This is a genomic window from Streptomyces sp. CNT372, from assembly GCF_000377145.1.
This window is the reverse complement of sequence record NZ_KB897779.1, coordinates 107,595-132,224: the sequence shown is the minus strand read 5'-3', so window position 1 is coordinate 132,224 and position 24,630 is coordinate 107,595. Positions and strand designations below refer to the sequence as shown.

17 protein-coding genes and 1 tRNA gene are annotated in these 24,630 nt (G+C 72.4%); 7 read left to right on the top strand and 11 right to left on the bottom strand.

All coding sequences use genetic code 11. From position 1 onward, the window contains the following. Positions 1-26: 26 nt before the first annotated feature. From pth to C593_RS0108495, 6 genes are all read right to left on the bottom strand, one after another. On the bottom strand, positions 27-620 hold the full coding sequence (gene pth, locus C593_RS0108520) for an aminoacyl-tRNA hydrolase (protein WP_018846876.1): 594 nt from the start codon (positions 618-620) through the stop codon (positions 27-29). Positions 621-709: 89 nt separating this feature from the next. After that, entirely contained in the window at positions 710-1,309 is a 600-nt protein-coding gene (locus C593_RS0108515; RefSeq protein WP_018846875.1) for a 50S ribosomal protein L25/general stress protein Ctc, read from the bottom strand. 220 nt (positions 1,310-1,529) lie between these two features. Continuing rightward, positions 1,530-2,507 (bottom strand): ribose-phosphate diphosphokinase, encoded by a 978-nt coding sequence (locus C593_RS0108510; RefSeq protein ID WP_018846874.1) that lies wholly within the window; start codon positions 2,505-2,507, stop codon positions 1,530-1,532. A gap of 127 nt (positions 2,508-2,634) precedes the next feature. Beyond that, a complete protein-coding gene (glmU, locus tag C593_RS0108505) occupies positions 2,635-4,083 on the bottom strand; it encodes a bifunctional UDP-N-acetylglucosamine diphosphorylase/glucosamine-1-phosphate N-acetyltransferase GlmU (protein ID WP_018846873.1) in 1,449 nt (482 codons plus the stop codon). A 115-nt stretch (positions 4,084-4,198) separates the two neighbouring features. Continuing rightward, positions 4,199-4,269 (bottom strand) — tRNA-Gln (locus tag C593_RS0108500). Between the two features lie 6 nt (positions 4,270-4,275). Beyond that, the gene (locus tag C593_RS0108495; protein ID WP_018846872.1) at positions 4,276-5,148 is read right to left on the bottom strand and encodes a hypothetical protein; all 873 of its coding nucleotides are present in this window, start codon (positions 5,146-5,148) and stop codon (positions 4,276-4,278) included. Positions 5,149-5,302: 154 nt separating this feature from the next. Between C593_RS0108495 and C593_RS0108490 the strand changes: the two genes are divergently transcribed. After that, positions 5,303-6,631: a histidine kinase gene (locus C593_RS0108490; RefSeq protein WP_018846871.1), complete on the top strand. Its 1,329-nt coding sequence runs from the start codon at positions 5,303-5,305 to the stop codon at positions 6,629-6,631. A gap of 141 nt (positions 6,632-6,772) precedes the next feature. Here the strand turns inward: C593_RS0108490 and C593_RS0108485 are convergent, their stop codons facing one another. Both C593_RS0108485 and C593_RS0108480 read right to left on the bottom strand, forming a co-directional pair. Next, positions 6,773-7,270: an SUKH-3 domain-containing protein gene (locus C593_RS0108485; RefSeq protein WP_018846870.1), complete on the bottom strand. Its 498-nt coding sequence runs from the start codon at positions 7,268-7,270 to the stop codon at positions 6,773-6,775. A gap of 56 nt (positions 7,271-7,326) precedes the next feature. Beyond that, complete coding sequence (locus tag C593_RS0108480) at positions 7,327-7,845, bottom strand: YwqJ-related putative deaminase (RefSeq protein ID WP_018846869.1); 519 nt, start codon at positions 7,843-7,845, stop codon at positions 7,327-7,329. 222 nt (positions 7,846-8,067) lie between these two features. On the opposite strand from C593_RS0108480, the gene C593_RS0108475 reads away from it, so the two are divergent. Both C593_RS0108475 and C593_RS0108470 read left to right on the top strand, forming a co-directional pair. Next, positions 8,068-9,087, top strand: a complete 1,020-nt coding sequence (locus tag C593_RS0108475) for an SMI1/KNR4 family protein (RefSeq protein WP_026277490.1) — start codon at positions 8,068-8,070, stop codon at positions 9,085-9,087. A gap of 7 nt (positions 9,088-9,094) precedes the next feature. After that, positions 9,095-11,899, top strand: coding sequence for an SUKH-4 family immunity protein (locus C593_RS0108470; RefSeq protein ID WP_018846867.1), 2,805 nt, complete (start codon positions 9,095-9,097; stop codon positions 11,897-11,899). A 240-nt stretch (positions 11,900-12,139) separates the two neighbouring features. Here the strand turns inward: C593_RS0108470 and C593_RS0108465 are convergent, their stop codons facing one another. Together C593_RS0108465 and C593_RS30920 are read right to left on the bottom strand one after the other, a co-directional pair. Further along, positions 12,140-13,786 carry a sodium/solute symporter gene (locus C593_RS0108465; protein ID WP_018846866.1) on the bottom strand — a complete coding sequence of 549 codons (1,647 nt, stop codon included), beginning with the start codon at positions 13,784-13,786 and terminating at the stop codon, positions 12,140-12,142. Next, entirely contained in the window at positions 13,783-14,463 is a 681-nt protein-coding gene (locus tag C593_RS30920; protein ID WP_018846865.1) for a DUF485 domain-containing protein, read from the bottom strand. Before C593_RS30920 ends, C593_RS0108465 begins: the two co-directional genes overlap by 4 nt. A gap of 514 nt (positions 14,464-14,977) precedes the next feature. On the opposite strand from C593_RS30920, the gene C593_RS0108455 reads away from it, so the two are divergent. The 4 genes from C593_RS0108455 (at position 14,978) to C593_RS0108440 (ending at position 23,478) form a co-directional block, all read left to right on the top strand. Beyond that, positions 14,978-15,835 carry an ABC transporter ATP-binding protein gene (locus C593_RS0108455; RefSeq protein ID WP_018846864.1) on the top strand — a complete coding sequence of 286 codons (858 nt, stop codon included), beginning with the start codon at positions 14,978-14,980 and terminating at the stop codon, positions 15,833-15,835. Further along, a complete protein-coding gene (locus tag C593_RS0108450) occupies positions 15,832-18,417 on the top strand; it encodes an ABC transporter permease (RefSeq protein WP_018846863.1) in 2,586 nt (861 codons plus the stop codon). The genes C593_RS0108455 and C593_RS0108450 overlap by 4 nt, the downstream gene beginning before the upstream one ends. A 684-nt stretch (positions 18,418-19,101) precedes the next feature. Continuing rightward, on the top strand, positions 19,102-22,641 hold the full coding sequence (mfd, locus tag C593_RS0108445; RefSeq protein WP_018846862.1) for a transcription-repair coupling factor: 3,540 nt from the start codon (positions 19,102-19,104) through the stop codon (positions 22,639-22,641). A 72-nt stretch (positions 22,642-22,713) separates the two neighbouring features. After that, positions 22,714-23,478 carry an HNH endonuclease family protein gene (locus C593_RS0108440; protein WP_051093648.1) on the top strand — a complete coding sequence of 255 codons (765 nt, stop codon included), beginning with the start codon at positions 22,714-22,716 and terminating at the stop codon, positions 23,476-23,478. Between the two features lie 159 nt (positions 23,479-23,637). On the opposite strand, the gene C593_RS0108435 is transcribed toward C593_RS0108440, so the two are convergent. Next, on the bottom strand, positions 23,638-24,507 hold the full coding sequence (locus C593_RS0108435; protein WP_018846860.1) for a DUF4352 domain-containing protein: 870 nt from the start codon (positions 24,505-24,507) through the stop codon (positions 23,638-23,640). Positions 24,508-24,630 lie beyond the last annotated feature (123 nt).

The following is a 24,630-nucleotide window of genomic DNA, read 5'->3' as shown; positions in this document are numbered from 1 at the left end:
CGACCCGCCGGCCGGGCCTGCGCAGCTCAGGAGTTGTACGTCCCCTGCGCCCGCTCCAGACCGTCCAGCACCAGACACTCCACCGCGTCCGCCGCCCGGTCCACGAACCAGTCCAGCTCCTTGCGCTCTGTCGAGGAGAAGTCCTTCAGCACGAAGTCCGCCACCTGCATCCGCCCCGGCGGCCGCCCGATCCCGAACCGCACCCGGTGGTAGTCCGGACCCATCGCCTTCGTCATCGACTTCAGACCGTTGTGCCCGTTGTCCCCGCCGCCCAGCTTCAGCCGCAGCACCCCGTAGTCGATGTCCAACTCGTCGTGCACCGCCACCACCTGGGCCGTGGGCACCTTGTAGAAGTCCCGCAGCGCCGTGACCGGACCACCCGACAGATTCATGTACGACATCGGCTTCACCAGCACCACCCGCCGGCCCGCCGGCCCCGGCGCACCGATCCGCCCCTCCAGCACCTGGGCCTGCGCCTTCTGCGCCCGCTTGAACGAACCACCCACCCGGCCCGCCAGCAGATCCGCCACCATGAACCCCACGTTGTGGCGATTCGCCGCATACCCCGGACCGGGATTGCCGAGCCCCACGATCAGCCAGGGGGCGTTCACATCCGACATCAGCGCCGCGTCTCCTCGTCACCGGCCCGACAGAAAAAGACGGGGTGGCGGGCCGCAGCCCGCCACCCCGGTCACACAGAGCTTACGACTCAGGCCTCGGCGGCCGCGTCGCCCTCACCCTCGCCCTCGGCGCCCTCAGCCGGCTCCTCGGCCTGCGCGGCCAGAACCTGGAGGACGACCGCGTCCTCCTCGACGGCCAGCGCGGTGCCCTTGGGCAGCGCGATGTCCTTCGCCAGGACGGAGGCACCGGCCTCCAGGCCCTCGACCGAGACCGACACGGACTCGGGGATGTGGGTGGCCTCGGCCTCGACCGGCAGCGCGTTCAGAACGTGCTCCAGCAGGTAGTTGCCCGGGGCCAGGTCGCCCTCGACCTGCACCGGAACCTCGACCGTGACCTTCTCGCCGCGCTTGACCAGCAGCAGGTCGACGTGCTCCAGGAAGCCCTTCAGCGGGTCGCGCTGCACGGCCTTCGGGATGGCCAGCTCGTTCTTGCCCTCGATGTCCAGGGAGATCAGAACGTTCGGCGTACGCAGCGCCAGCAGCAGCTCGTGGCCCGGCAGGGTCACGTGGACCGGCTCGGAACCGTGGCCGTACAGCACACCGGGAACCTTGTTGTCACGGCGGATACGGCGGGCGGCGCCCTTGCCGAACTCCGCGCGGACCTCGGCGGCGAGCTTCACCTCGGACATGTGCACTCCTCGTATATGCAGAAGCAGAATGGTGGCGGTCACCCGGCCACGACTGGCCTGCTACGAAGAGCGCGTCGATAACGGACCGCCGCACCAGAAGTGCGGCCTCCCTCGCCGAGCAACTCACGCAGTCTACGCGGCGGCCCCCGGTGGCCCAAATGGATCACCGGGGGCCGTCCGCCGAGCGGAATCCCGCTACCGGCCGAGCGGAACCACGCTGCTACTCGTCCTCCTCGAAGAGGCTCGTCACCGAACCGTCCTCGAAGACCTCACGCACCGCACGGGCGATCGTCGGCGCCATCGACAGCACCTTGATCTTGTCCAGCTCCAGCTCACCCGGCGTCGGCAGCGTGTTCGTCAGCACGAACTCGCTCACCTTCGAGTTCTTCAGCCGGTCCGCCGCCGGACCCGACAGGATGCCGTGCGTCGCCGTCACGATCACATCCTCCGCACCGTTCGCGAACAGCGCGTCCGCCGCGGCGCAGATCGTGCCCGCCGTGTCGATCATGTCGTCGACCAGGACACACACCCGGCCCTTGACCTCACCCACGACCTCGTGGACCGTCACCTGGTTCGCGACGTCCTTGTCCCGGCGCTTGTGCACGATCGCCAGCGGCGCGTCCAGCCGGTCGCACCACCGGTCCGCCACCCGCACCCGGCCCGCGTCCGGAGACACGATGGTCAGCTTCGACCGGTCCACCTTCGCGCCCACGTAGTCCGCCAGCACCGGCAGCGCCGACAGATGGTCCACCGGACCGTCGAAGAAGCCCTGGATCTGGTCCGTGTGCAGATCCACCGTGAGGATCCGGTCCGCGCCCGCCGTCCTCAGCAGATCCGCGATCAGCCGCGCCGAGATCGGCTCACGCCCACGGTGCTTCTTGTCCTGCCGCGCATAGCCGTACGACGGAATGATCACGGTGATGCTCCGGGCCGAGGCCCGCTTCAGAGCATCGATCATGATCAACTGCTCCATGATCCACTTGTTGATCGGAGCCGTGTGGCTCTGCATCAGGAAGCAGTCCGCACCACGGGCCGACTCCTGGAAGCGGACGTAGATCTCACCGTTGGCGAAATCGAAAGCCTTCGTCGGGACGAGGCCCACACCCAACTGGTGCGCAACCTCCTCGGCCAGCTCGGGGTGGGCGCGGCCGGAGAAGAGCATCAACTTCTTCTCGCCGGTCGTCTTGATCCCGGTCACAGCACTGTCTCCTCAGACGTGTTCTCTGGCCGCGGCAACCCAGGGAGCCCAGGAAGGTCCTGACACGAGCCAGCCGAATTTGTGTGCACGTATCACGGTACGCCGAGTTCGACGCACCCGTTTCCGGTCAGTTCTCCCCGGCGACACCCTCCGCCGCCGCCGCCGCGGCCTGCGCGGCAGCACTTCCCGGCCGCTTACGAGCCACCCAGCCCTCGATATTCCGCTGCTGGCCACGGGCGACGGCCAGCGAACCCGCCGGCACATCCTTCGTGATCACCGACCCCGCGGCCGTGTAGGCACCGTCCCCCACCGTGACAGGAGCCACAAACATATTGTCCGACCCCGTCTTGCAGTGTGAGCCGATCGTCGTGTGGTGCTTCGCCTCACCGTCGTAGTTCACGAACACACTCGCCGCCCCGATGTTCGTGAACTCGCCGATCGTCGCATCCCCGACATACGACAGATGCGGCACCTTCGTGCCCTCACCGATCGTCGCGTTCTTCGTCTCGACATACGTGCCGATCTTGCTCTTCACACCCAGCCGCGTACCCGGCCGCAGATAAGCGAACGGACCCACCGACGCGCCCTCACCGACCTCCGCCGACTCCGCCACCGTGTTGTCCACCCGGGCACCCGCACCCACCGCCGTGTCCCGCAACCGCGTGTTCGGACCCACCTCCGCGCCCTCACCCACATGCGTCGCACCCAGCAACTGCGTCCCCGGATGCACCACCGCGTCCGGCTCGAACGTCACCGTCACATCCACCAGCACCGACGACGGATCCACCACCGTCACACCCGCCAGCATCGCCCGCTCCAGCAACCGCGCGTTCAGCAGACCCCGAGCCTCGGACAGCTGCACCCGGTTGTTGATCCCCAGGATCTCCCGGTGATCCGCCGCCACCGACGCACCCACCCGGTGACCCGCACTCCGCAGAATCCCGAGCACATCCGTCAGATACTCCTCGCCCTGGCTGTTGTCCGTCCGCACCTTCTTCAGCGCGTCCGCCAACAGGGCGCCGTCGAACGCGAACACCCCGGAATTGATCTCCCGGACCGCCCGCTGCTCCTCCGAGGCGTCCTTGTGCTCCACGATCTCCGTGACCGCGCCCGAGGCCGCGTCCCGCACGATCCGCCCGTAACCCGTCGCATCCGGCACCTCGGCCGACAGGACCGTCACCGCGTTGCCGTCCGCCTCGTGCGTCGCCGCCAGCGCCGCGAGCGTCCCGCCGGTCAGCAGTGGAGTGTCCCCGCACACCACGATCACCGTGCCGCGCGGCTCCCCGCCCAGCTCCTCCAGGCCCATGCGCACGGCATGGCCGGTGCCGTTCTGCTCGGCCTGGAACGCGGTACGCGTGCCCGACCAGTGCTCCCCGAGGTGTGCCTCGACCTGCTCGCGCGCATGCCCCACGACCACGACCAACTGCTCGGGCGCCAGCTCCCGTGCCGCCGCGACGACATGCCCGAGCAGCGAACGGCCGGCGATTTCGTGCAGGACCTTGGGGGTCTTCGACTTCATGCGGGTGCCCTCACCCGCTGCGAGAACGACGACGGCGGCCGGGCGGTTGGCGCTCACGGTGGTGCCCTTCGGCTTCGGGTGGGGGTGACCTCCGAAGGATACCGGGGGGTTTCGAACGGGAAACGAGTGCGGGTCCTGACCGTGGAGGTCAGGACCCGAACCGAGGATGGGGCTCCCGGGGGAGGACTCGAACCCCCATGATCAGAACCAAAATCTGACGTCTTGCCCTTAGACGACCCGGGATGGGCTTTATGTCCGTTTTGGCGGGAAGCCCTCGGACGCAGCCCCTACTATGCCGTACCAGGACCCCTCGATGCGACGGTAGAGATCGGCGCTCTTCGCGACGCCGACCACGAGGCAACCCCGGTAGTCCTCGCCGACGTTCTTGCGGACGGTTCTGGGGTTGTGCTTCTTGAGCGTGGTCTTGCCGAATGAGGACGGTTCCGCGCCGACGAGGTCTGCCCAGTACCGCTGCGCGCCGGTGACGTCCGCCGTCTCGTGGATCATGAGGCGGTACTTGATGCGGCCCTGCTCGACCCCCAGGAGGGCCAGCCAGGCGAGGTACGTCGTGATCACGCCGGGGTCGCTGTTGACGAAGATCGCCTGTTCTCGTCGGGCGTGTGGTTTGTCCTTCGTCCCTTCCGCCCAGTAGAGCCCCACGCCGATCAGGAACAGTTCACGGTCGGTCAGCCGGCCGATCTTGGCGCGGGCGGCTTCCTTGGTCTCCTGGCGGGCGCGGTCCCGGACCGCAAGCTCGTGATCCCAGCGCTTGCGGCTCGCGAGCCGCGCCTGCTCCGCCGGGGAGCGGCGCTGCGGTTTCGGGAGGTCGCGGACCCAGAGGGATATGGAGCTCTTGGAGCAGCCGAGTTCGAGTTGGATCTGGTCGTAGGTCATGCCGTCGAGGCGGAGGGTGCGGGCGCGGGCGCGGAGGTCGTCCTTGGCGTTGGGGCGTTTGGTCCATTCCGGCGGGGGCTCGCCTTTGACGAGGCGGTGGAGGAGGTCGTTGTTGTGGATGTGGAGGCGGTCGCGGATCTGGCGGAGGCTGAGGCCCTCGCGGCGGAGGGCGACGGCCTGGTCGCGGAGGTCGGTGAAGTCGGCCCGGAGGCCCGTGTCGCGTTTCATGGGGTGATCTTCACCCGGAATGATGCGGTCCGGGTCGAATTCCTGATCGATTCACCAGTTCGAGTGTTTCGGGTGCATTCGGGGACAGTGTGCGCAACCCGCGCGCTTCCGTACGCCACGGAATCGGCGTTGGCCCGCCCGTAGTCTGGGAAGCATGACCGCAACGGGGGCAGAGCAGGACGCCACGGGTTCGACCGCCCGGGCGTGGCTGTGGTGGGAGCGGCGGCGCAGTGCCGTGCTGGATGTGGGGTTGGCGGTGGCGTCGGCCGCCGAGTGTGCCGGGCAGGGGGTGGGGTTCGCGGATCAGGCCGCTCTGCCGGTGCCGTTGGGGGTGCTGTTCGGTCTGGTCGTGGGGTCGGTGCTGGTGCTGCGGCGGCGGTGGCCGATCGCGGTGGTGCTGGTGTCGGTGGCGACGACGCCGGCCGAGATGGGCTATCTGATGGCCGTGGTGGGGCTGTACACGCTGGCGGCCTCGGAGGTGCCGCGGCGGATCGTGGGGACGCTGGCGGGGATGTCGCTGACGGCGACGTTCATTGTCACGTTCGTGCGGGTGCGGCAGGACGTGCAGGCCGGGACGGTGGACTACGGGGCGTGGTACGTGCCGTTGACGTCCGTGTTCCTGTCGCTCGGGCTGACGGCGCCGCCGGTGCTGTTCGGTCTGTACATAGGGGCGCGGCGGCGGTTGATGGAGAGCCTGCGGGAGCGGGCGGACAGCCTGGAGCAGGAGTTGTCGCTGCTGGCGGACCGGGCGGAGGAGCGGGCGCAGTGGGCGCGTCAGGAGGAGCGGACGCGGATCGCGCGGGAGATGCACGATGTGGTGGCGCACCGGGTGTCGTTGATGGTGGTGCATGCGGCGGCGTTGCAGGCGGTGGCGTTGAAGGATCCGCAGAAGGCGGTGAAGAACGCGGCGCTGGTGGGGGACATGGGCCGGCAGGCGTTGACGGAGTTGCGGGAGATGCTGGGGGTGCTGCGCGCGGGTGAGGGTGCGGCGGCCCTGGAGGTGAAGCCGGTGCCGTTGGCGGCGGTGGGTGCGGCGGCTGCGGCTGCGGCCGCGGCGGCGGCGCAGGACGGTCCGTCGTTGGCGGACATCGAGGGTCTGGTGGGGCAGTCGCGGCAGGCGGGGATGGTGGTGGATTTCGCGGTGCAGGGGGATGCGCGGGGTTATGCGCCGGAGGTGGAGCAGACGGCGTACCGGGTGGTGCAGGAGGCGTTGACGAACGTGCACAAGCATGCGGCGGGGGCGACGGTGCGGGTGCGGTTGGCGCATCGGGAGGCGGAGGTCGCGATGCAGGTGGAGAACGGTGCGCCGGGGTCTTCGGGTGTGGGCGGCGGTCCGGGGCTGCCGAGTGGGGGCAACGGTCTGGTGGGGATGCGGGAGCGGGTGACGGCGCTGGGCGGGGTGTTCGTGTCGGGGCCGACGGAGGTGGGGGGGTTCCGGGTGTCGGCGGTGCTGCCGGACCGGGACGGTGCGCGGGTGGCCTGAGTCTCCCGGGCCGGGGGCGCCGGGCCCCGGCGTCCTGCCCCCGGCCGGTGCGTGCCAGTCCGTGCCAGTCCGTGCCAGTCCGTGCCAGTCCGTGCCTGTCCGGTGTCGGTTCCGATGCGGTTGCCGGTGCCGGTGCCGGTGTCAGTCGGCGGCGGCGGTGAGGCGCGTGGGCTGTATGCCGTTGACGAGGGTGGTGAGGGCCTGGTCGATGTCGGGGCCGAGGTACCAGTCGCCGGTGTGGTCGAGGCTGTAGACGCGTCCTTCGGTGTCCATGGCGAGGACGGCCTGGTGGTCGCCTTCGCGGCCGAGGGGGGAGATCTCGGTGTCGAGGGCGCGGCCGAGGTCGCCGAAGGTGCGGGCGAGGTGGAGGCCGGCGAGAGGGTCGAAGTGGACGGGCGCGGGGGCGTGCTGGCGCCCGGGTCCGGGGGCGGTGAGGGTGAGGCCGCCGAATTCGGCCCAGGCTTCGACGACGGCGGGGAAGACGCTGTGCCGGTGGCCGGCGGGGGAGGAGTGGGCCCGGAGGCTGTCGGCCCAGTGCTCGGCCTGCTTTATGTCCCAACGCCCGGGTTGCCAGCCGGCTTCGCGCAGGGCGGCGTCGACGGCGACGGGGAAACGCGTGGTGCTCAGATGGTCGGGCATCGGTGTGGGTGTCAGCCGTTCTTGTGGTGCCGGCCGTTGGGGGCCTGCCGTGGCGGTCAGCCGTGCTGGGGCGCGGTGGGGTCGACGGCGCGTACGCCGAAGTGGTCGAGCAGGGCGGTGCAGGAGCGGCAGGGGGGTGCGTAGCTGCCGTGGAGGGGGTCGCCGTCCTCGCGGATGTGCCGGGCGGTGAGCTTGGCGTGTTTGAGGGAGCGGCGGGCTTCGCTTTGGCTCAGGGGTTTGCGCTGGGCGCGTTTGGAGCGCTGGGTCTCGGCGGCGGTGAGGTGCCGGGAGATGAGGATGGCTTCGGGGCAGCGGCCGGTGAAGCGTTCGCGCTGGCCGCTGGTGAGGGTGTCGAGGAAGTCCTGGACGAGGGGGTGGAGGGGTGGTGGCTGGTCTCCTTTGCCGGCGGTGCCGGTGAGGGTCTCGCCCCGTACGGAGAGGGCGGCGGCGACGGCGGGCAGGATGCCGTCGCGGCGGTGGCGCAGTCCGGGCGGGCGTGCCGCGTCGTCGCTGCTCCAGCTGAGGCGTGGGTCACCGGTGGTGCCGTGTGCCTGGCTTGGTGGCGCTGTGTGCATGGTGCTGTGGGTCCCCTCCGTGCACTCCCCCGAGTATGCGAGGGAACAGCCTGCCAAACGGGACCGGCGGTGTGGAAGCTGGGTCGCTGAAACGTGTCGCCGGATGGGCTTTGGGTCACCCGAAAGTGACTGTTCGTTACGGGGGCGGCGGGCCGGTGGGCTCTCTTGCCGTACCGCATAGGCTGTGTCGAACCAGCCAGATGCCACAGGGGGCAAATCGCCATGACGACAGGTCGGCAGGACCTGGGGGCAGCCATGAGCCCCGGGTCCGGCGCGCGTACCGCGCCACCGAACGCGGCCTACGCCGGGCAGGTCGTGCACTTCCCGGATCCGGTCCGGGCGCAGCGCCATCCTCGGGGGGTGCGGGTCGACGAGTCGGGTTTTCCGGACTTCTCGCCGTACGCCCGGGCTGCCGCGGAGGTCGCGGAGCCGCCGGAGGGTTTCGGTGTGGACGAGTTGCGGCTGACCGACTACGTGTCGGCGAACGCGGCGCTGCATGCGGCCGGGCACCCCTTGTGGGAGTCGTCGCCGCCGGTGGCGACGCCGCACGGGTGGACGTGGCATCACGTGCCGGATTCGCGCCGTCTGGAGCTGGTGCCGGTGGAGGTGAAGGCGCTGCTGCGTCATCACGGCGGCCTGGCGACGGCCGGGGTGGATCAGGGCAAGCGGGGCACGCGTCCGTTGCAGGAGACGCGGCCGGCGCACTTCGGGCTGCCGAGGAACGCGGTGAGCGTGTCGGAGTCGCAGGTGCAGGGGGTCGAGGAGGACCTGGGGTACCGGTTGCCGGGCCCGTACCGCGCGTTTCTGAAGGCGGCGGCCGGCTGTGCGCCGGTGGGTGTGGCGCTCGACGCGGAGCTGGGGCTGCTGGTGGACCAGCCGTTCCTGACCGTCCGGGACGAGGCCGCGGTCAATGACCTGGTGTACGCGAACAAGTGCCTGCGGGACCATCTGACGAAGGACTACCTGGGTGTGGCCTTCGTGCAGGGCGGGATCCTGGCGCTGAGGGTGCGGGGCCCGGACGTCGGCTCGGTGTGGTTCTGCGCGTACGACGACGCGCGGGATCAGGACGGCTGGAGTGTGCAGGAGCGGGTGGAGCGACTGCTGCTGCCGTGCGGGGAGGATTTCGACGCGTTCCTGCAGCGGCTGGCGGGCAGTCCGCCGGAGCTGGAGACCGTGGCGAATCTGATGGTGGACGGCGGTTTCGCGCGAGCGGTGCCGGTGCCCGAGCCGGGCGAGGGGTGAGCGACCGATGGTGACGTTCGCGCAGGCGCAGGAGCGCGCCGAGGAGTGGGTGAACGGCGATGTGCCCGCGTATCAGCACCGTGAGGTGCGGGTGCGGGAGTTCGAGCTGGGGTTCGTGGTGTGGGCGGAGGACCGCGAGGGCGGTGTCCGTGGCGACGGCGGGCGGCAGCGGCTGGTGATCGCGCGGGACAGCGGTGAGGTGACGCTGTGGCCCGGGCTGCCGGTGGGTGAGGTGATCCGCCGGTACGAGGAGGAGTACGGGGCGGCCGTCGTGCCGGCCCCGGCCGCCGACGGGCAGGCTCGGGACCGGATCGATCTGAATCAGACCTCGTTCCTGCTGAGTCCGCCGGAGTGGTTGCAGGAGGCGGCGGACCGGCTGGGCATTCCGGACCGGCGCACGGGTTCGGCGTCGACCTCTGGTCCGGGCGCGGGTTCGGCTCCGGTTTCGGGGGCGTCCGGCGGGTCGGGTCGCGGTGTGGGTTCAGGTGCGGGTGCCGCTGCTTCCGCCGCCGCGGGTTCGGGCCCGGCCGACGGTTCCGTGGTCCCCGGCGCGGCCGCGCCTCAGGCGGACGCTCCGGTGCCCGGCCCGTCGGAGCCTTCCGATGTTCCCGCCCCGGCCCGTTCCGGGGAGGGCGAGGTCCCGGCGTCGTCCGCCTGGCCGCCCGCGGGGGGCTCCCAGGGTGGTGGTGTGCCGGCCGCGTCGCCGTCGTGGCCCGCCGCGGGCGGGGCCGATCACGAGCCGACGGCCAACGACGGGGTGTCCGCCTCGTCGTCCTCGGGCGGTGGCACCGGGTGGACGGACACCAGCACGGACGGCGGGGACGACGTGTCCGTGCCGCTGCCGGCCACCGTGTTCGCGCCGCCGGTCTCGCCGGACCGGGCGGACACACCTCCGCCGGTGGCGCCGGACGCGCCGACGGCGCTGATGGCCGGCGGCAGCCAGTTGCCGCCGACGGCCGTCTCCCCGGCGCTCTCCCCGCAGGCCGCCACACCCGGAGCCGACGGCCGGACCGGTCCGGCCGGTCCGGGCTCGGCGCCCCCGCCGGGCGCCCCTGGCACCTCGGGAACCCCGGCCGCCCCCGGTACCCCGGTGGCGCCGCCCGCCGGTGCGACGCCGCCTCCCGGCGCCGCCGACATCGCCGACGCGGCCACCAGCAAGGCCGTCCTGCCGCCGCGCGGTGCGCGGGGCGGCGGTGGCGCGGCCCCGCCGCCTCCGCCCGGGGCCCCGGGTGCGCCCGGTGCGCGGCCGGGGGCGACGCCTCCGCCGTCGGGTCCGGGTGCGCCGGGTGCGCCGGCAGGCGGCTATCTGCCGACGCAGCTCACCCCGCAGTCCGGTCCGGGTGCGCCGCTTCCCCCGGGTCCCCCCGGCCCGCCCCCCGCGCCCGGTTCGACGCCCCCGCCCGTGCCGCCGGGTGCGACCCCTCCTCCGGGCGGTGTCCACCATGCCGCGACGATGCTGGCCGGTCCGGCCCAGGCGGGTCCGGGTGCGCCGCAGCCCCCGGGCCCGCCGGGCCCACCGCCCGCGCCGGGCTCCACGCCGCCGCCCGTGCCGCCGGGTGCGACCCCTCCTCCGGGCGGTGTCCACCATGCCGCGACGATGCTGGCCGGTCCGGCCCAGGCGGGTCCGGGCGCGCCGCAGCCCCCGGGGCCGCCCGGCCCGCCGCCCGCGCCGGGTTCGACCCCGCCGCCCGGTGGGACCCCGCCCCCCGGTGGTGGTGTGCACCATGCCGCGACGATGCTCGCCGGCCCCTCGCCCGTGGGTCCGGGTGCGCCGCAGCCTCCCGGCCCGCCGCCGGGCGCGCCCGGCGGGTACGGCTATCCGCAGCAGCCCTCCGGTGTGCCGACGGTCGGCCCCGGCTACCAGGCGGTGCTGCGCTACCGGGCGGCCGACGGTTCCGAGGCGCAGCTGATCCGGCGTTCGGCGCCGGGCACCCCGCACCCGGAGTGGCAGATCCTGCACGAGCTGCGTGCGATGAACGTGCCGCCGCAGCAGGTGCTGGAGCTGCACACCGAGTTGGAGTCCTGCGAATTGCCGGGTGCGTACTGTGCGCGGATGATCCGTGAGACGTGGCCGCAGGCCCGGATCACGTCGATCGCCCCGTACGGTCGTGACCATGCCTCGCGCCAGCAGGGCATGCGGCAACTGCTGGCCCACCAGGGCGAGTTGCACCAGGTCGCGGACGGTCCGGCGCGTCCGGCGCCGGTGCGGGCGCCGCTGCCGCAGGTGCCGCCCGCGCCGCCGGTTCCGCCGGAGGGGGTGGCGCACGAGCTGGCCGCCGCGTTCGGGCCGCAGGGGCTGTGCCGGTTCGACCAGCGGGCGGTCTCGCGTCAGGGGGTGCCGGAGATCGTGGCGGCGACCCTGGTGTGGGCGGGACTGCCGGGTGACTTCAACCCGTTCTTCTGGGCGCAGCCGGCCCAGCCGGTGGTGCCGACGCTGGCGGAGCTGGCGGCGCAGCGGCAGGTGCAGCCGGCCCCGGACGCCGGCTCGTACCTGGTGCTGGGCAGTGACTTCGGGCGGGCGATCTGCGTCCAGTACGGCACGGCGCACATCGTGGCCGTGCCGGTGGAGGCGGGTCCCGGCGGGCAGTCGGTGGCGCCGCAGTTCGTGAACACCGGTCTGCCGGAGTTCGTGCGCTGTATGGCGCTGCTGGGCCGGATGTGGCGGCTGCGGTTCGGGCTCACCCCGGAGCAGGCGGGTCGCTGGACGGTCGACTTCCAGGCGCACGTGGCGGCGCTGGACCCGGCGGCGCTGTCCTCGCCGGAGAGCTGGTGGTCGGTGCTGCTGGAGCAGATGTGGGACGGCCTGCTGTGAGCCGGCCCAGCGCGGGTCGGCAGTAGCGGGTCGGCAGTAGCGGATCGACGGGCGGGCGCCCCGGCGGAGTTCACCGCCGGGGCGCCCGCCCGTGGTCGTCGCCCGTAGGCCTTGCCCGTGGTCGTCGCCCGTGGTCGTCGCAGTTGTTCGTCGCCGGTGGGCCTTACCTGTGGTCACTGCCTGTGGTTCGTTGTCCGTGGTCGTGGCCCGTGGCCCGTGACCGAGGAGCACTGGCACGTGTCAGGAGACGGGTTCCGGGTCGCGTCCGGGAGCCGGGACGCCCGCGAGGATGGTCGGCTCGACGGCCTCGTAGCGCAGCCGTTCGGCGTCCCGGCCCCCGTCGCCCCCGCGGCGTTCGCCGAGGACGGTGCCGAACCAGCCGGCCAGGAAGCCGAGGGGCGCGGAGACCAGGCCGGTCGTGGTGTACGGGAACCAGGCGAAGTCGGCGTCGGGGAAGACCGCCCCGGGTGAGCCGGAGACCAGGGTGGTGCCGGTCATCAGCAGCAGGGCGGAGCCGGTGCCGGTGAGCAGGGTCCAGAGGAGTCCGGAGCGCGAGTAGCGCCGCCAGAAGAGGCTGTAGACGAGGGCCGGGGCGACGGCGGAGGCGCCGATGCAGAAGGAGAGCATCAGCAGGGCCTGGAGGTTGAGGTGCCGGGCCCCGGCCGCGACCGCGAGGGCGACGAGTCCGACGCCGGCCGCCGTGCCGCGGGCGACGGCCATCTCGGCGGCGTGGGAGAGGCGTGCCCGGCGCAGCCCGTGCGCGACCAGGTCGTGCGCGAGGGTGTTGGCGCAGGCGAGGGTGATCCCGGCGACGGAGGCGAGCAGGGTGAGGAAGACGGCGGTGGCGACGGCCGTGAACAGCAGGGTCCCGGCGGCGCTCGGGTCGGAGCCCAGGACGGCCTGGGTGACCATCAGATAGGCGGTCTTGCCCTGCGGGTCGCCCGCGAGCAGGGTCTCGCGGCCCACCAGTGCCGCCGCGCCGAAGCCGATCACCGCGATGAGCAGGCAGGTCACCACGACGGTGGAGACGGCCCAGGACATCGAGCGCCGTACGGCGGTGGCGTCCCGCGCGGTGAACATGCGCATGGTGATGTGCGGCAGGACGGCCGCGCCGAGGACGACGGTGAGCTGCGCGCTGATCATGTCGAGGTCGTCGCCGCCGAACTGGAGACCCGCGGAGAGGTACGCCTCCCCGGCGCCGCTGCCGCGGGCGGCGGCGTCGAGCAGGGTGGGCAGGCTGAAGTCGAAGCGTTCGAGGACCAGGACGGCGACGGCGGTGGAGGCGCCGAGGAGGACGATCGTCTTGACGATCTGGATGAACGCGGTGCCCTTCATCCCGCCGATGGCCGCGTAGGCGATCATCAGCAGGCCGAGGAAGACGATCGCGCCCGTCTTGAAGCCGTCGGCGTGGAAGCCGAGGACGACGGCGAGGAGGTCGCCCGCGCCCGCGAGCTGGAAGATCACCAGCGGCAGCAGGGCGGTGAGGGTGACGGCGGCGGCGGTGATCCGTACGGCGGGGCCGGGGGAGCGCCGGGTGAGGACGTCGCCCATGGTGAACCGGCCCGCGTTCCGCAGGGGTTCGGCCAGCAGGAACATCATCAGGACCAGGGAGAGGACGGTGCTCAGGGTGAGTGAGAGGCCGTCGTAGCCGAGGAGGGCGACGATGCCGGCGGTGCCGAGGACGGTGCCGGCGGAGATGTAGTCGCCCGCGATGGCGAGGCCGCTCTGCACGGGGGAGAGGGAGCGGTAGCCGGTGTAGAACTCGCCGAGGTCGTCCCGGTCGGGTCCCGTCATCACGCAGAGCAGGAGCGTGACGGTGATGACGGCGATGAACGCCATCAGGGACAGGGTCTGGGCGTCGGAGCTGAATCCGGTGAGGCCGTTCATGCCCGGGCACCTCCGGCCGTGCGGCGGCGGGCGGGGCGGCCGGCCGCGGCGGGTGCGGTCCCGGCCGCCCCGGCCCGTTCGCGGACCTCCCGGGCGCGGGGGTCGACGCGGACGCGGGCGATGCGTTCGTAGACGGCGATGGCGGCGAGGGCGACGGGCAGCTGGACGAGTCCGAGCAGGACCCCGACGGTGAGGCCGCCGCTGACGGCGGTGGTCATGAGGTCGGGGGCGTAGGCGGAGAGGAGCAGGTAGAGCACGAAGTAGCCGAGTGCGGCGAGGGTGGAGACGCGGCGGAGCAGCTTGTAGGCGGAGCCGAGGCGCCGGATGCCCTCGCGGTCGCCGCCGTGGCCGCCCGGTCCGTCGCCGTGAGCGCGGGGGCCCGGGGTGGCCGGGTGTCCCGTGGGCGGGCCCTGGCGGCCGGGCTCCGGGAAGGCGTCGCGGTGGTCGGTGGCGAAGGGGTCGTACGCGGGCGCGCCGCCGGCCGGGGCGGCGTACGGGGCGTACGGGGTGTACGCGGGGGATCCCCATTCCATGGGGTCGGCCCAGGCGGGGTCGGCCGGACCGGTGGGACCGGTGTGACCGGGGGTGTTGCCCGGGCCGTGGCCGGGCTGCCGGTGGCGTCCGTCGGCGCGGTTTCTGGGCGGTGGCGGTTCGGACAGGGGGTGGTGGTACGACATCGACGTGCTCCTTGCCGCCCAGCAGGGGACGGGTGCGGGTGGCGCTGAGTGGTCCGCGTACGTTACTCAGCGGTAGAGGATGTCGTAAGGGGTTACCGACCGTACGGTATGTCGTTTCGGTGACGATCCTGTGCGCGTCGCCCCCGGCCCGGCCGCCTCCGCCCGGCCGGGGCGAGGAGGAGACGGCTCTCCACCCAGGGGTGGAGAGCCCTTAGGGGCGGCCCCCTATTTCTGCCCAGGGACCGTTCGTCCCGGCGGACGACGAGAAGCGAGGGGTCCTCTCCTTACGGTGGCTTTATGCCAGGGCGAAGGGACCGGGGCGCGGCGCCGGTCACCCGGGGGTGGGGAAAACCCCCGCACCGGGACTGCGCCGCGCACCAGCGATTTCCTCCTCCCCGGCAGCAAGACTTCGCCCTACGGCGCAACGCGCGAAACGCCCGCGGCGGCAGCCTGTCCGTCCGCGTCGTCCACCGCATCCCGGAGCCAACCGCATCCCAGAGCTAGGAGACCTACCGTGACCACGGCTGTGACCACCCCCTCGGACGGGGACATTTCAGGGCGGACGGCCGTCGCCGCGCGGGGACGGCAGGTCGTCAAGGCGTACGGGGCGGGCGAGACGCGGGTCGTCGCGCTCGACCACGTCGACGTGGACATCCGGCGCGGGCAGTTCACCGCGATCATGGGCCCGTCGGGTTCCGGCAAGTCGACGCTGATGCACTGCCTCGCCGGCCTCGACACCGTGACCTCCGGCCAGATCTACGTCGACGACACCGAGATCACCGGCCTGAAGGACAAGAAGCTCACACAGCTCCGCCGCGACCGGATCGGCTTCATCTTCCAGGCGTTCAACCTGCTGCCGACGCTGAACGCGCTGGAGAACATCACCCTCCCCATGGACATCGCCGGCCGGAAGCCCGACGCCGCCTGGCTGAACCGCGTCGTGGAGACGGTGGGCCTCGCCGACCGGCTGAAGCACCGGCCGACGCAGCTCTCCGGCGGCCAGCAGCAGCGTGTCGCGGTCGCCCGCGCGCTGGCCGCCCGGCCCGAGATCATCTTCGGCGACGAGCCCACCGGCAACCTGGACTCCCGTGCCGGGGCCGAGGTCCTGGGCTTCCTGCGCCGCTCGGTCGACGAGCTGGGCCAGACCATCGTCATGGTCACCCACGACCCGGTCGCCGCCGCCTACGCGGACCGGGTCCTCTATCTCGCGGACGGCCGGATCGTCGACGAGATGGAGCGGCCCACCGCGGAGGCCGTCCTCGACCGCATGCGGCGCTTCTCCGGCCCGGGTGCCGGCGCCCCGCAGCAGCCCGCCACCGGTCCCGGTGCAGCCGGAGGCCCGGCCGCGGGTGCCGAGGGGCGCACGTCATGAGCGTCCTGAAGACCTCCCTGCGCAACTTCCTCGCCCACAAGGGCCGGATGGCGCTCTCCGCGGTGGCGGTACTGCTGTCCGTCGCGTTCGTCTCGGGGACCCTGGTGTTCACCGACACGATGAACACCACCTTCGACAAGCTCTTCGCCGTCTCCTCGGCCGATGTCACCGTCAGCCCCGAGGAGTCCGGCGACGAGAACGACAACGGCATGCCGGCGACCGGCCGCCCCCAGACGCTGCCCGCCTCCCTCGTGGAGACGGTCCGCGCCGTGCCGGGCGTCGAGTCCGCCCAGGGCGCGGTCACCAGCCTGAGCGTGACCGTGGTCGACTCCGAGAACAAGAACATGGGGTCCACCACCGGCGCGCCCACCATCGCGGCCAACTGGACGGACCACGAGCTCAAGTCGATGAAGATCGCCTCCGGCCACGCCCCGCGCGGCCCCACCGAGGTGATGGTCGACGCGGACACGGCCGACAAGCACGGTCTGAAGCTGGGTGACGAACTGCGCACCATCGCCGTCACCGGCGACTTCACGGCGAAGATCTCCGGCATCGCCGCCTTCACGGTCACCAACCCCGGTGCCGCGGTCGTCTACTTCGACACAGCCACCGCGCAGCGTGAACTCCTGGGCAAGGAGGGGCTGTTCACCCAGGTCTACGTCACCGCCGCGCCCGGCGTCGCCGACGAGCGGCTGAAGGGCGACGTGGCCGCCGCGCTGGACGGCCCCTACAAGCTCCAGACGGCGAAGGAGGCGGCCGACTCGGGCCGTGAGGAGATCGGCTCCTTCCTCGACGTGATGAAGTACGCGATGCTCGGCTTCGCCGGGATCGCGCTGCTCGTGGGCGTCTTCCTCATCGTCAACACCTTCTCCATGCTGGTCGCCCAGCGCACCCGCGAGATCGGCCTGATGCGGGCCATCGGCTCCAGCCGCAGGCAGGTCAACCGCTCGGTGCTGATCGAGGCGGTCCTCCTCGGGGTCGTCGGCTCGATCGCCGGCGTCGGCGCCGGGGTGGGGCTGGCCGTCGGGCTGATGGAGCTGATGTCCGCGGTCGGCATGAACCTCTCCACGGACGACCTCACGGTGAAGTGGACGACCCCGGTGGTCGGGCTGGTGCTCGGCGTCGTCGTCACCGTCGTCGCCGCCTACCTGCCCGCGCGGCGGGCCGGCAAGGTCTCCCCGATGGCCGCCCTGCGGGACGCGGGGACCCCGGCGGACGGGCGCGCGGGGAAGGTCCGCGGCGCGATCGGCGGTGTGCTGACCCTGGTGGGCGCGGTGGCCCTGTACACGGCGACGCAGGCGGAGAAGGCGTCCGAGGGCTCGGCCTTCCTCGGCCTCGGCGTGCTGCTCACCCTGATCGGCTTCGTGGTCGTCGGACCGGTGCTCGCGGGTGTCGTGGTCCGGGTCATCGGCGCCGTCGTCCTGCGGGTCTTCGGTCCGGTCGGGCGGATGGCGGAGCGCAACGCGCTGCGCAACCCGCGACGTACGGGCGCCACCGGCGCGGCGCTGATGATCGGACTGGCGCTGGTCGCCTGTCTGTCGGTGGTCGGCTCCTCGATGGTCGCCTCCGCGACCGAGGAGCTGGACAAGTCGGTCGGCGCGGACTTCATCGTCCAGTCCGCCGCGAACGACGGGGCGCCGATCGTGCCCAAGGCGCAGCAGGCGCTGGAGAGCACCCCGGGCATCGCGCACGTCACCGAGTACCGCGTCCTCCCGGTGAAGCTCACCGCCCCGGGCGGCACCGCGGAGAAGGAGCACCTGGTCGCCGCCGACCCGACGTACGCGCAGGACCTGCGCCGCGAGACGACGGCGGGCGCGCTGCCCGCCGCGTACGGGAAGAACGCGATGTCGGTCGGCTCGGACTACGCGCAGAAGCACGGGGTCGAGGTCGGCGACACCATGAAGGTGGAGTTCGGGGGCGGGAAGACCGCGGAGCTGAAGGTCGCCGCGATCACCTCGGACGACACCAATGTCGACAGGGGCTCGATGTACACCAACATCACCACGGCCCAGGAGTACGTGCCGGCGGACCGGATGCCCGCGAACATGATCATGTTCGCCAAGGCGGAGGAGGGCAAGGAGAAGGAGGCGTACGCCTCGCTCAAGGAGTCGCTGGCGGCGTACCCGCAGTACACCGTGCAGAACCAGACCGACTTCAAGCAGGACCTGAAGGACCAGATCGGGCAGCTGCTGAACATCGTCTACGGCCTGCTGGCGCTGGCGATCGTGGTCGCCGTCCTCGGTGTCGTCAACACCCTGGCGCTGTCGGTGGTGGAGCGGACGCGGGAGATCGGCCTGATGCGCGCGATCGGCCTCTCGCGCCGCCAGCTGCGCCGCATGATCCGCCTGGAGTCCGTGGTCATCGCCCTCTTCGGCGCACTGCTCGGCCTCGGCCTGGGCATGGGCTGGGGCACGGCGGCGCAGAAGCTGCTGGCGCTGGAGGGCCTGGGCGTCCTGGAGATCCCGTGGCCGACGATCACCGCGGTGTTCATCGGGTCGGCGTTCGTGGGCCTCTTCGCCGCGCTGGTGCCGGCGTTCCGCGCGGGTCGGATGAACGTCCTGAACGCGATCGCCACCGAGTAGCCCTCCGGGGCCCGCACCCCGGGCCCCGCCCGGCACCGCCCCGGCCCCGGGTCCCCACGGACCCGGGGCCGGGGCGCGCGTGCGCGGGGTCCGGGCCGCGCCGGGCCCCGAGGCCCGGGCAGGCCCGCCCGGGCGTGCGCCCGCGGTTCCGGCCCCGGCCTGCCGGGGCGCTCACCCGTGCCGGGCCCGCTTCCCTTACCGGGCCGGGCGCTGACCCCGTGCCGGGCCCGCGTCCGCGTGCCGGGACGCGCGATGCCGGACCCGGAGTGCCGGGTCCGCGTGGTCGGGGACCGCTTTCGCAGTCCCGCACATGGGTCTCGCGTCCCCGCCGACGCGGGAGCTGCGCGCAGCGGCCGGGTTGCGTGTGCCCGCGTGGCTCCGCCGGCCTGGGCGCCGAGCACGCCGCAGCCGCGCGCGCCGGGCGGCCCTGCCCGAAGCCGCCCGCGCCCCCGGGCGCTCGCCCCGGGGCTGGACCCGCGACCGAATCCGTGCCTCGGCCCGAAGCCGCCCCCGGGCCCGGCGACCCCCGGCCCTCACCCCGTCCCGGCGCGCTTGCGCGCCCGGTGCCGTGATGATTACCCCGCGCGGCTGTCGGAGGGACGCCGTAGGGTGGGGACCCCCGGCCCGTGAGACGTGTCGGGCCCTTCGCGTTGCACACCCCCTCGCTTTCTGGACGGAAATCCCATGAGCCTGCACGGTCTCCTCGACGCCGTCGTCCGTGATCCGGCACTCGCCGGTGCGGTCAAGGCGGCCGCGGACGGTCACCGCACGGATGTCGATCTGGTGGGGCCGCCCGCCGCGCGGCCCTTCGCTGTGGCCGCGCTCGCCCGGGAGACCGGCCGCACGGTGCTCGCGGTCACGGCCACCGGCCGGGAGGCCGAGGACCTGGCCGCCGCGCTGCGCTCGCTCCTCCCCGGGGACGGGGTCGTCGAGTACCCGTCCTGGGAGACCCTGCCGCACGAGCGGCTCTCGCCCCGCTCCGACACCGTCGGCCGCCGTATCGCCGTGCTGCGCCGGCTCGCCCACCCGTCCGCCGACGACCCGGCCGCCGGGCCGGTGAGCGTGGTCGTCGCCCCCATCCGCTCCGTGCTCCAGCCGCAGGTCAAGGGCCTGGGCGACCTGGAGCCCGTCGCCCTGCGCACCGGGCAGCAGGCGGACCTGGCGCAGATCGTGGACGGTCTCGCGGCCGCCGCGTACTCCCGGGTCGAACTGGTCGAGAAGCGCGGCGAGTTCGCCGTCCGCGGCGGCATCCTCGATGTGTTCCCGCCCACCGAGGAGCACCCCCTGCGGGTGGAGTTCTGGGGCGACGACGTCGAGGAGATCCGTTACTTCAAGGTGGCCGACCAGCGTTCGCTGGAGGTCGCCGAGCACGGGCTGTGGGCGCCGCCCTGCCGGGAGCTGCTGCTCACCGACGAGGTGCGCCGCCGGGCCGCCGCGCTCGCCGAGGCCCACCCCGAGCTGGGCGAACTCCTCGGAAAGATCGCCGAGGGGATCGCCGTCGAGGGCATGGAGTCCCTCGCGCCCGTCCTCGTCGACGAGATGGAGCTGCTGCTCGACGTGCTCCCCGAGGGCGCCCTGGCCCTGGTGTGCGACCCGGAGCGGGTGCGCACGCGGGCCGCCGACCTGGTGGCGACCAGTCAGGAGTTCCTCCAGGCGTCCTGGGCGGCGACGGCCGGCGGGGGCGAGGCCCCGATCGACGTCGGCGCGGCCTCCCTGTGGGGTATCGCGGACGTCCGCGACAGGGCCCGTGAACTGGGCGTGATGTGGTGGTCGGTGTCCCCGTTCGCGGTGGACGAGGAGCTGGCCGAGGACACCGTCACCCTCGGCATGCACGCCCCCGAGACCTACCGCGGCGACACCGCCCGGGCCCTCGCCGACACCAAGGGCTGGCTCGCGGACGGCTGGCGCACGGTCTATGTCACCGAGGCGCACGGCCCCGCCTCCCGCACCGTCGAGGTGCTGGGCGGGGAGGGCATCGCCGCCCGGCTGACCGCCGACCTGACCGCGATCGAACCCTCCGTGGTGCATGTCGCCTGCGGCTCCATCGACCACGGCTTCGTCGATCCGGCGCTGAAGCTGGCGGTGCTGACCGAGACCGACCTGTCCGGGCAGAAGGCGGCCGGCAAGGACGGGCAGCGGATGCCCACCCGCCGCCGCAAGACGATCGACCCGCTGACCCTGGAGACCGGCGACTACATCGTCCACGAGCAGCACGGCGTCGGCCGCTACATCGAGATGGTGCAGCGCACCGTGCAGGGCGCCACCCGCGAGTACCTGCTCGTCGAGTACGCGCCCGCCAAGCGCGGCCAGCCCGGCGACCGGCTCTACATCCCCACCGACCAGCTGGAGCAGGTCACCAAGTACGTGGGCGGCGAGGCCCCCACCCTGCACCGGCTCGGCGGCGCCGACTGGACGAAGACCAAGGCGCGCGCCAAGAAGGCGGTCAAGGAGATCGCCGCCGACCTGATCAAGCTGTACTCGGCGCGGATGGCCGCCCCCGGGCACTCCTTCGGCCCGGACACCCCCTGGCAGCGGGAGCTGGAGGACGCCTTCCCCTACGCGGAGACCCCCGACCAGCTCTCCACCATCGCCGAGGTCAAGGAGGACATGGAGAAGACGGTCCCGATGGACCGCCTGATCTGCGGCGACGTGGGGTACGGCAAGACGGAGATCGCGGTGCGGGCCGCGTTCAAGGCCGTCCAGGACGGCAAGCAGGTCGCCGTCCTCGTCCCCACGACCCTGCTGGTGCAGCAGCACTACGGCACCTTCACCGAGCGGTACTCCCAGTTCCCCGTCGTCACCCGGGCGCTCTCCCGCTTCCAGTCGGACGCGGAGGCGAAGGCGACCCTGGAGGGGCTGCGGGACGGCTCGGTCGACATCGTCATCGGCACCCACCGCCTCTTCTCCTCGGAGACCAGGTTCAAGGACCTGGGCCTGGTCGTGGTCGACGAGGAGCAGCGCTTCGGCGTGGAGCACAAGGAGCAGCTCAAGAAGCTCCGGGCCAATGTGGACGTGCTGACCATGTCCGCCACGCCCATCCCGCGCACCCTGGAGATGGCGGTCACCGGCATCCGCGAGATGTCCACCATCACCACCCCGCCGGAGGAGCGGCACCCGGTGCTGACCTTCGTCGGCCCGTACGAGGAGAAGCAGATCGGCGCCGCGATCCGGCGTGAACTGCTGCGCGAGGGCCAGGTCTTCTACATCCACAACCGGGTCGAGTCCATCGACCGGGCCGCGGCGCGGCTGCGGGAGATCGTGCCGGAGGCGCGGATCGCGACCGCGCACGGCCAGATGTCCGAACAGGCCCTGGAGCAGGTCGTGGTGGACTTCTGGGAGAAGAAGTTCGATGTGCTGGTCTCCACCACGATCGTGGAGTCCGGTATCGACATCTCCAACGCCAACACCCTGATCGTGGAGCGCGGCGACAACTTCGGCCTCTCCCAGCTCCACCAGCTGCGCGGCCGGGTCGGCCGGGGCCGGGAGCGGGGGTACGCGTACTTCCTGTATCCGCCGGAGAAGCCGCTCACCGAGACCGCGCACGAGCGTCTCGCCACCATCGCGCAGCACACCGAGATGGGCGCGGGCATGTACGTCGCCATGAAGGACCTGGAGATCCGGGGCGCGGGCAATCTGCTGGGCGGCGAGCAGTCCGGACACATCGCGGGTGTCGGCTTCGACCTGTACGTGCGCATGGTGGGGGAGGCGGTGGCGGACTACCGGGCATCCCTGGAGGGAGGCGCCGGCGGGGCCGCGGAGGAGCCGCCGCTGGAGGTCAAGATCGAGCTTCCGGTGGACGCGCATGTCCCGCACGACTACGCGCCGGGCGAGCGGCTGCGTCTCCAGGCGTACCGGGCCATCGCCTCGGCGAACTCGGAGGAGGACATCCGCGCCGTCCGCGAGGAGCTGACGGACCGTTACGGCAAGCTGCCGGAGCCAGTTGAGAACCTGCTCCTGGTGGCCGGACTGCGGATGCTGGCACGGGCCTGCGGGGTGGGCGAGATCGTGCTCCAGGGGTCCAACATCCGCTTCGCGCCGGTGGAGTTGCGGGAGTCCCAGGAGCTGCGGCTGAAGCGTCTGCACCCCCGTACGGTGATCAAGCCGGCGGCGCGCCAGATCCTGGTGCCGCGGCCGGCCACCGGGAGGATCGGCGGCAAGCCGGTCGTCGGGCGGGAACTGCTGGCGTGGACGGGCGAGTTCCTGACCACCATCCTCGGCTCCTGACGCGAGGGGACCGCCGCCCCCGCGGCCCCCTGCCCCGGTGACCGCCGTGCGCGGGCCGCGTACGGTAGGGGCGTGACGGGACGTGGAGGAGTCAGGGGCGGGGCGGCGGCGCTCCTCGCGGTGGTGCTGCTCACCGGCTGCGAGGACCTGGGCCGGGGCGGCGGCGCGGCCGGGCCCGCCGACGGCGGGGGAGCGGCGGGGGCCCGGGGCGCCAGCCCCTTCGCCAACCCGGAGGGCACCGAGCCGGGCCTCGGCGCCCTCGCCGGGGAGAAGGACCGGGCCCGGGCCCGTGAGCTGATCGGCCGCGTCGCCACCAAGGGGCGCGGTCCGAAGACGGGTTACGACCGGGACGAGTTCGGCTATGCCTGGATGGATACGGCGGACGGGGTGCCGCTGGCGAGGAACGGCTGCGACACCCGCAACGACCTGCTGAAACTCCATGGGCAGGACGTCGAGTTCCGTAGGGGTTCCGACTGCGTGGTCGTGTCGATGGACCTGTACGACCCGTACACCGGCAAGGACATCGCCTGGAAGAAGGCGAACGCGGCCGAGGTCCAGATAGACCACGTCGTGCCGCTGTCGTACGGCTGGCAGATGGGTGCGGCCCGCTGGGACGACGCCCAGCGCCGCCGCCTCGCGAACGACCCGCTCAATCTGCTTCCGGTCGAGGGCCGGGCCAACTCCGCGAAGAGCGACTCCGGTCCGGCCTCCTGGCTGCCGCCGAACAAGTCGATCCGCTGCTCCTACGCGGTGCGTTTCGCGCAGGTGGCCCTGAAGTACGAACTGCCGGTCACCGGGCCGGACAAGGAGACGATGCTGCGGCAGTGCGGCGGCTGAGCCACCGCCAACGCCACGTCACCGCGACCGTCGCCCCGCCGCAACCGCCGCCGTCGCCCCCACCGCAACCGCCACCACCACCGCCGAGCCTCCCGGGCCCCCGCGCACAGCGGTGCGGGCCGCCCGGACGGACGGCCCGCACCTTCCCCCCTCGGTGGATCAGAGCTTCAGCTCCCACTGCGAGGCGTCGTAGTCGATGCCCGGCGTGACCTCGACGGTCATCGCCTTGGCGCCGGACGGGACGTCGAAGGCGTAGGTCACGGTCGCCTTCTTGCCGGGCAGCACCGTGCCGCTGAAGCCCTCGCCGACGTTCTCGTCGAAGATCTGCTCGGCGGTGGTGCCCTCCGCGCCCGCGCGGGCCTCGGCGATCACCAGGGAGGCGTCGAACTTCTCCTTGCCGGCGTTGTCGATCTCGACGGTGACCTGGTAGCTCTTGTTGCCCTTGGTGTGGCCGACCGCGAACTCGCCCGGCGTGTAGGCGCGCGGCGCGGAGACGGTCACCGTCAGGTCGTCGTCGTAGACCACGCCGTCCCCGCCCTCCAGGGCCTCGTCCACCGCGCCCTTGCCGTCGCCGGCCGTGTCCGCCGGGGCGTCGGCGCCCTTGTCCGCGTCCCCGGCCGCCTTGTCCTTCGGGGCCGGCTTCTTGGGGGCGGACTCCTCGATCGTCTTGTTGACCTCGTCGACCGCGTCCTTCACGGCCGTCACGGTCACCACACCCACCACCGCGCTCACGATCAGTGCCAGACCGCCCAGCACGGTGCCGGCGATCGTGACGCCCTTGTTGGTGGCCTGGCCGCGCTTGGCGCGGCCGAGGCCGACGAGGCCGAGGATCAGGGCGAGCAGGCCCAGGATCCCGCCGAGCCAGAACAGGAACGGGACGATGCCCAGGATCAGGCCGATGATGCCGAGGACGAGGGCGGCGGTGCCGAGGCCGTTGCGCGGCGGCTGCTGGGGTGCGAACGGCGCGGGGCCCGTGCCGGGGCCGAAGCCCGGCTCGCCGGGGCCGTACTGCTGGGTGCTCTGAGACATGGCTGTATCCCCCCGGGGACATGTAGGAATCACGTAAAGGAGATCCGCTTTCGATGGGTCAATAACAGCAGAGCCTGTGAACCGAGTCAACACAAGAGTGTCGGGCGGGGTGGTGTCATGCTG

Bases quoted from the DNA above. Each gene is read 5' to 3' on its own strand.
- C593_RS0108480 (WP_018846869.1), bottom strand. From the start codon at position 7,845: ATGCACACAGCGCCACCAAGCCAGGCACACGGCACCACCGGTGACCCA.
- C593_RS0108515 (WP_018846875.1), bottom strand. From the start codon at position 1,309: ATGTCCGAGGTGAAGCTCGCCGCCGAGGTCCGCGCGGAGTTCGGCAAG.
- C593_RS0108470 (WP_018846867.1), top strand. From the start codon at position 9,095: ATGGTGACGTTCGCGCAGGCGCAGGAGCGCGCCGAGGAGTGGGTGAAC.
- C593_RS30920 (WP_018846865.1), bottom strand. From the start codon at position 14,463: ATGTCGTACCACCACCCCCTGTCCGAACCGCCACCGCCCAGAAACCGC.
- C593_RS0108490 (WP_018846871.1), top strand. From the start codon at position 5,303: ATGACCGCAACGGGGGCAGAGCAGGACGCCACGGGTTCGACCGCCCGG.
- mfd (WP_018846862.1), top strand. From the start codon at position 19,102: ATGAGCCTGCACGGTCTCCTCGACGCCGTCGTCCGTGATCCGGCACTC.
- pth (WP_018846876.1), bottom strand. From the start codon at position 620: ATGTCGGATGTGAACGCCCCCTGGCTGATCGTGGGGCTCGGCAATCCC.
- C593_RS0108495 (WP_018846872.1), bottom strand. From the start codon at position 5,148: ATGAAACGCGACACGGGCCTCCGGGCCGACTTCACCGACCTCCGCGAC.
- C593_RS0108475 (WP_026277490.1), top strand. From the start codon at position 8,068: ATGACGACAGGTCGGCAGGACCTGGGGGCAGCCATGAGCCCCGGGTCC.
- C593_RS0108485 (WP_018846870.1), bottom strand. From the start codon at position 7,270: ATGCCCGACCATCTGAGCACCACGCGTTTCCCCGTCGCCGTCGACGCC.
- C593_RS0108435 (WP_018846860.1), bottom strand. From the start codon at position 24,507: ATGTCTCAGAGCACCCAGCAGTACGGCCCCGGCGAGCCGGGCTTCGGC.
- C593_RS0108465 (WP_018846866.1), bottom strand. From the start codon at position 13,786: ATGAACGGCCTCACCGGATTCAGCTCCGACGCCCAGACCCTGTCCCTG.
- C593_RS0108450 (WP_018846863.1), top strand. From the start codon at position 15,832: ATGAGCGTCCTGAAGACCTCCCTGCGCAACTTCCTCGCCCACAAGGGC.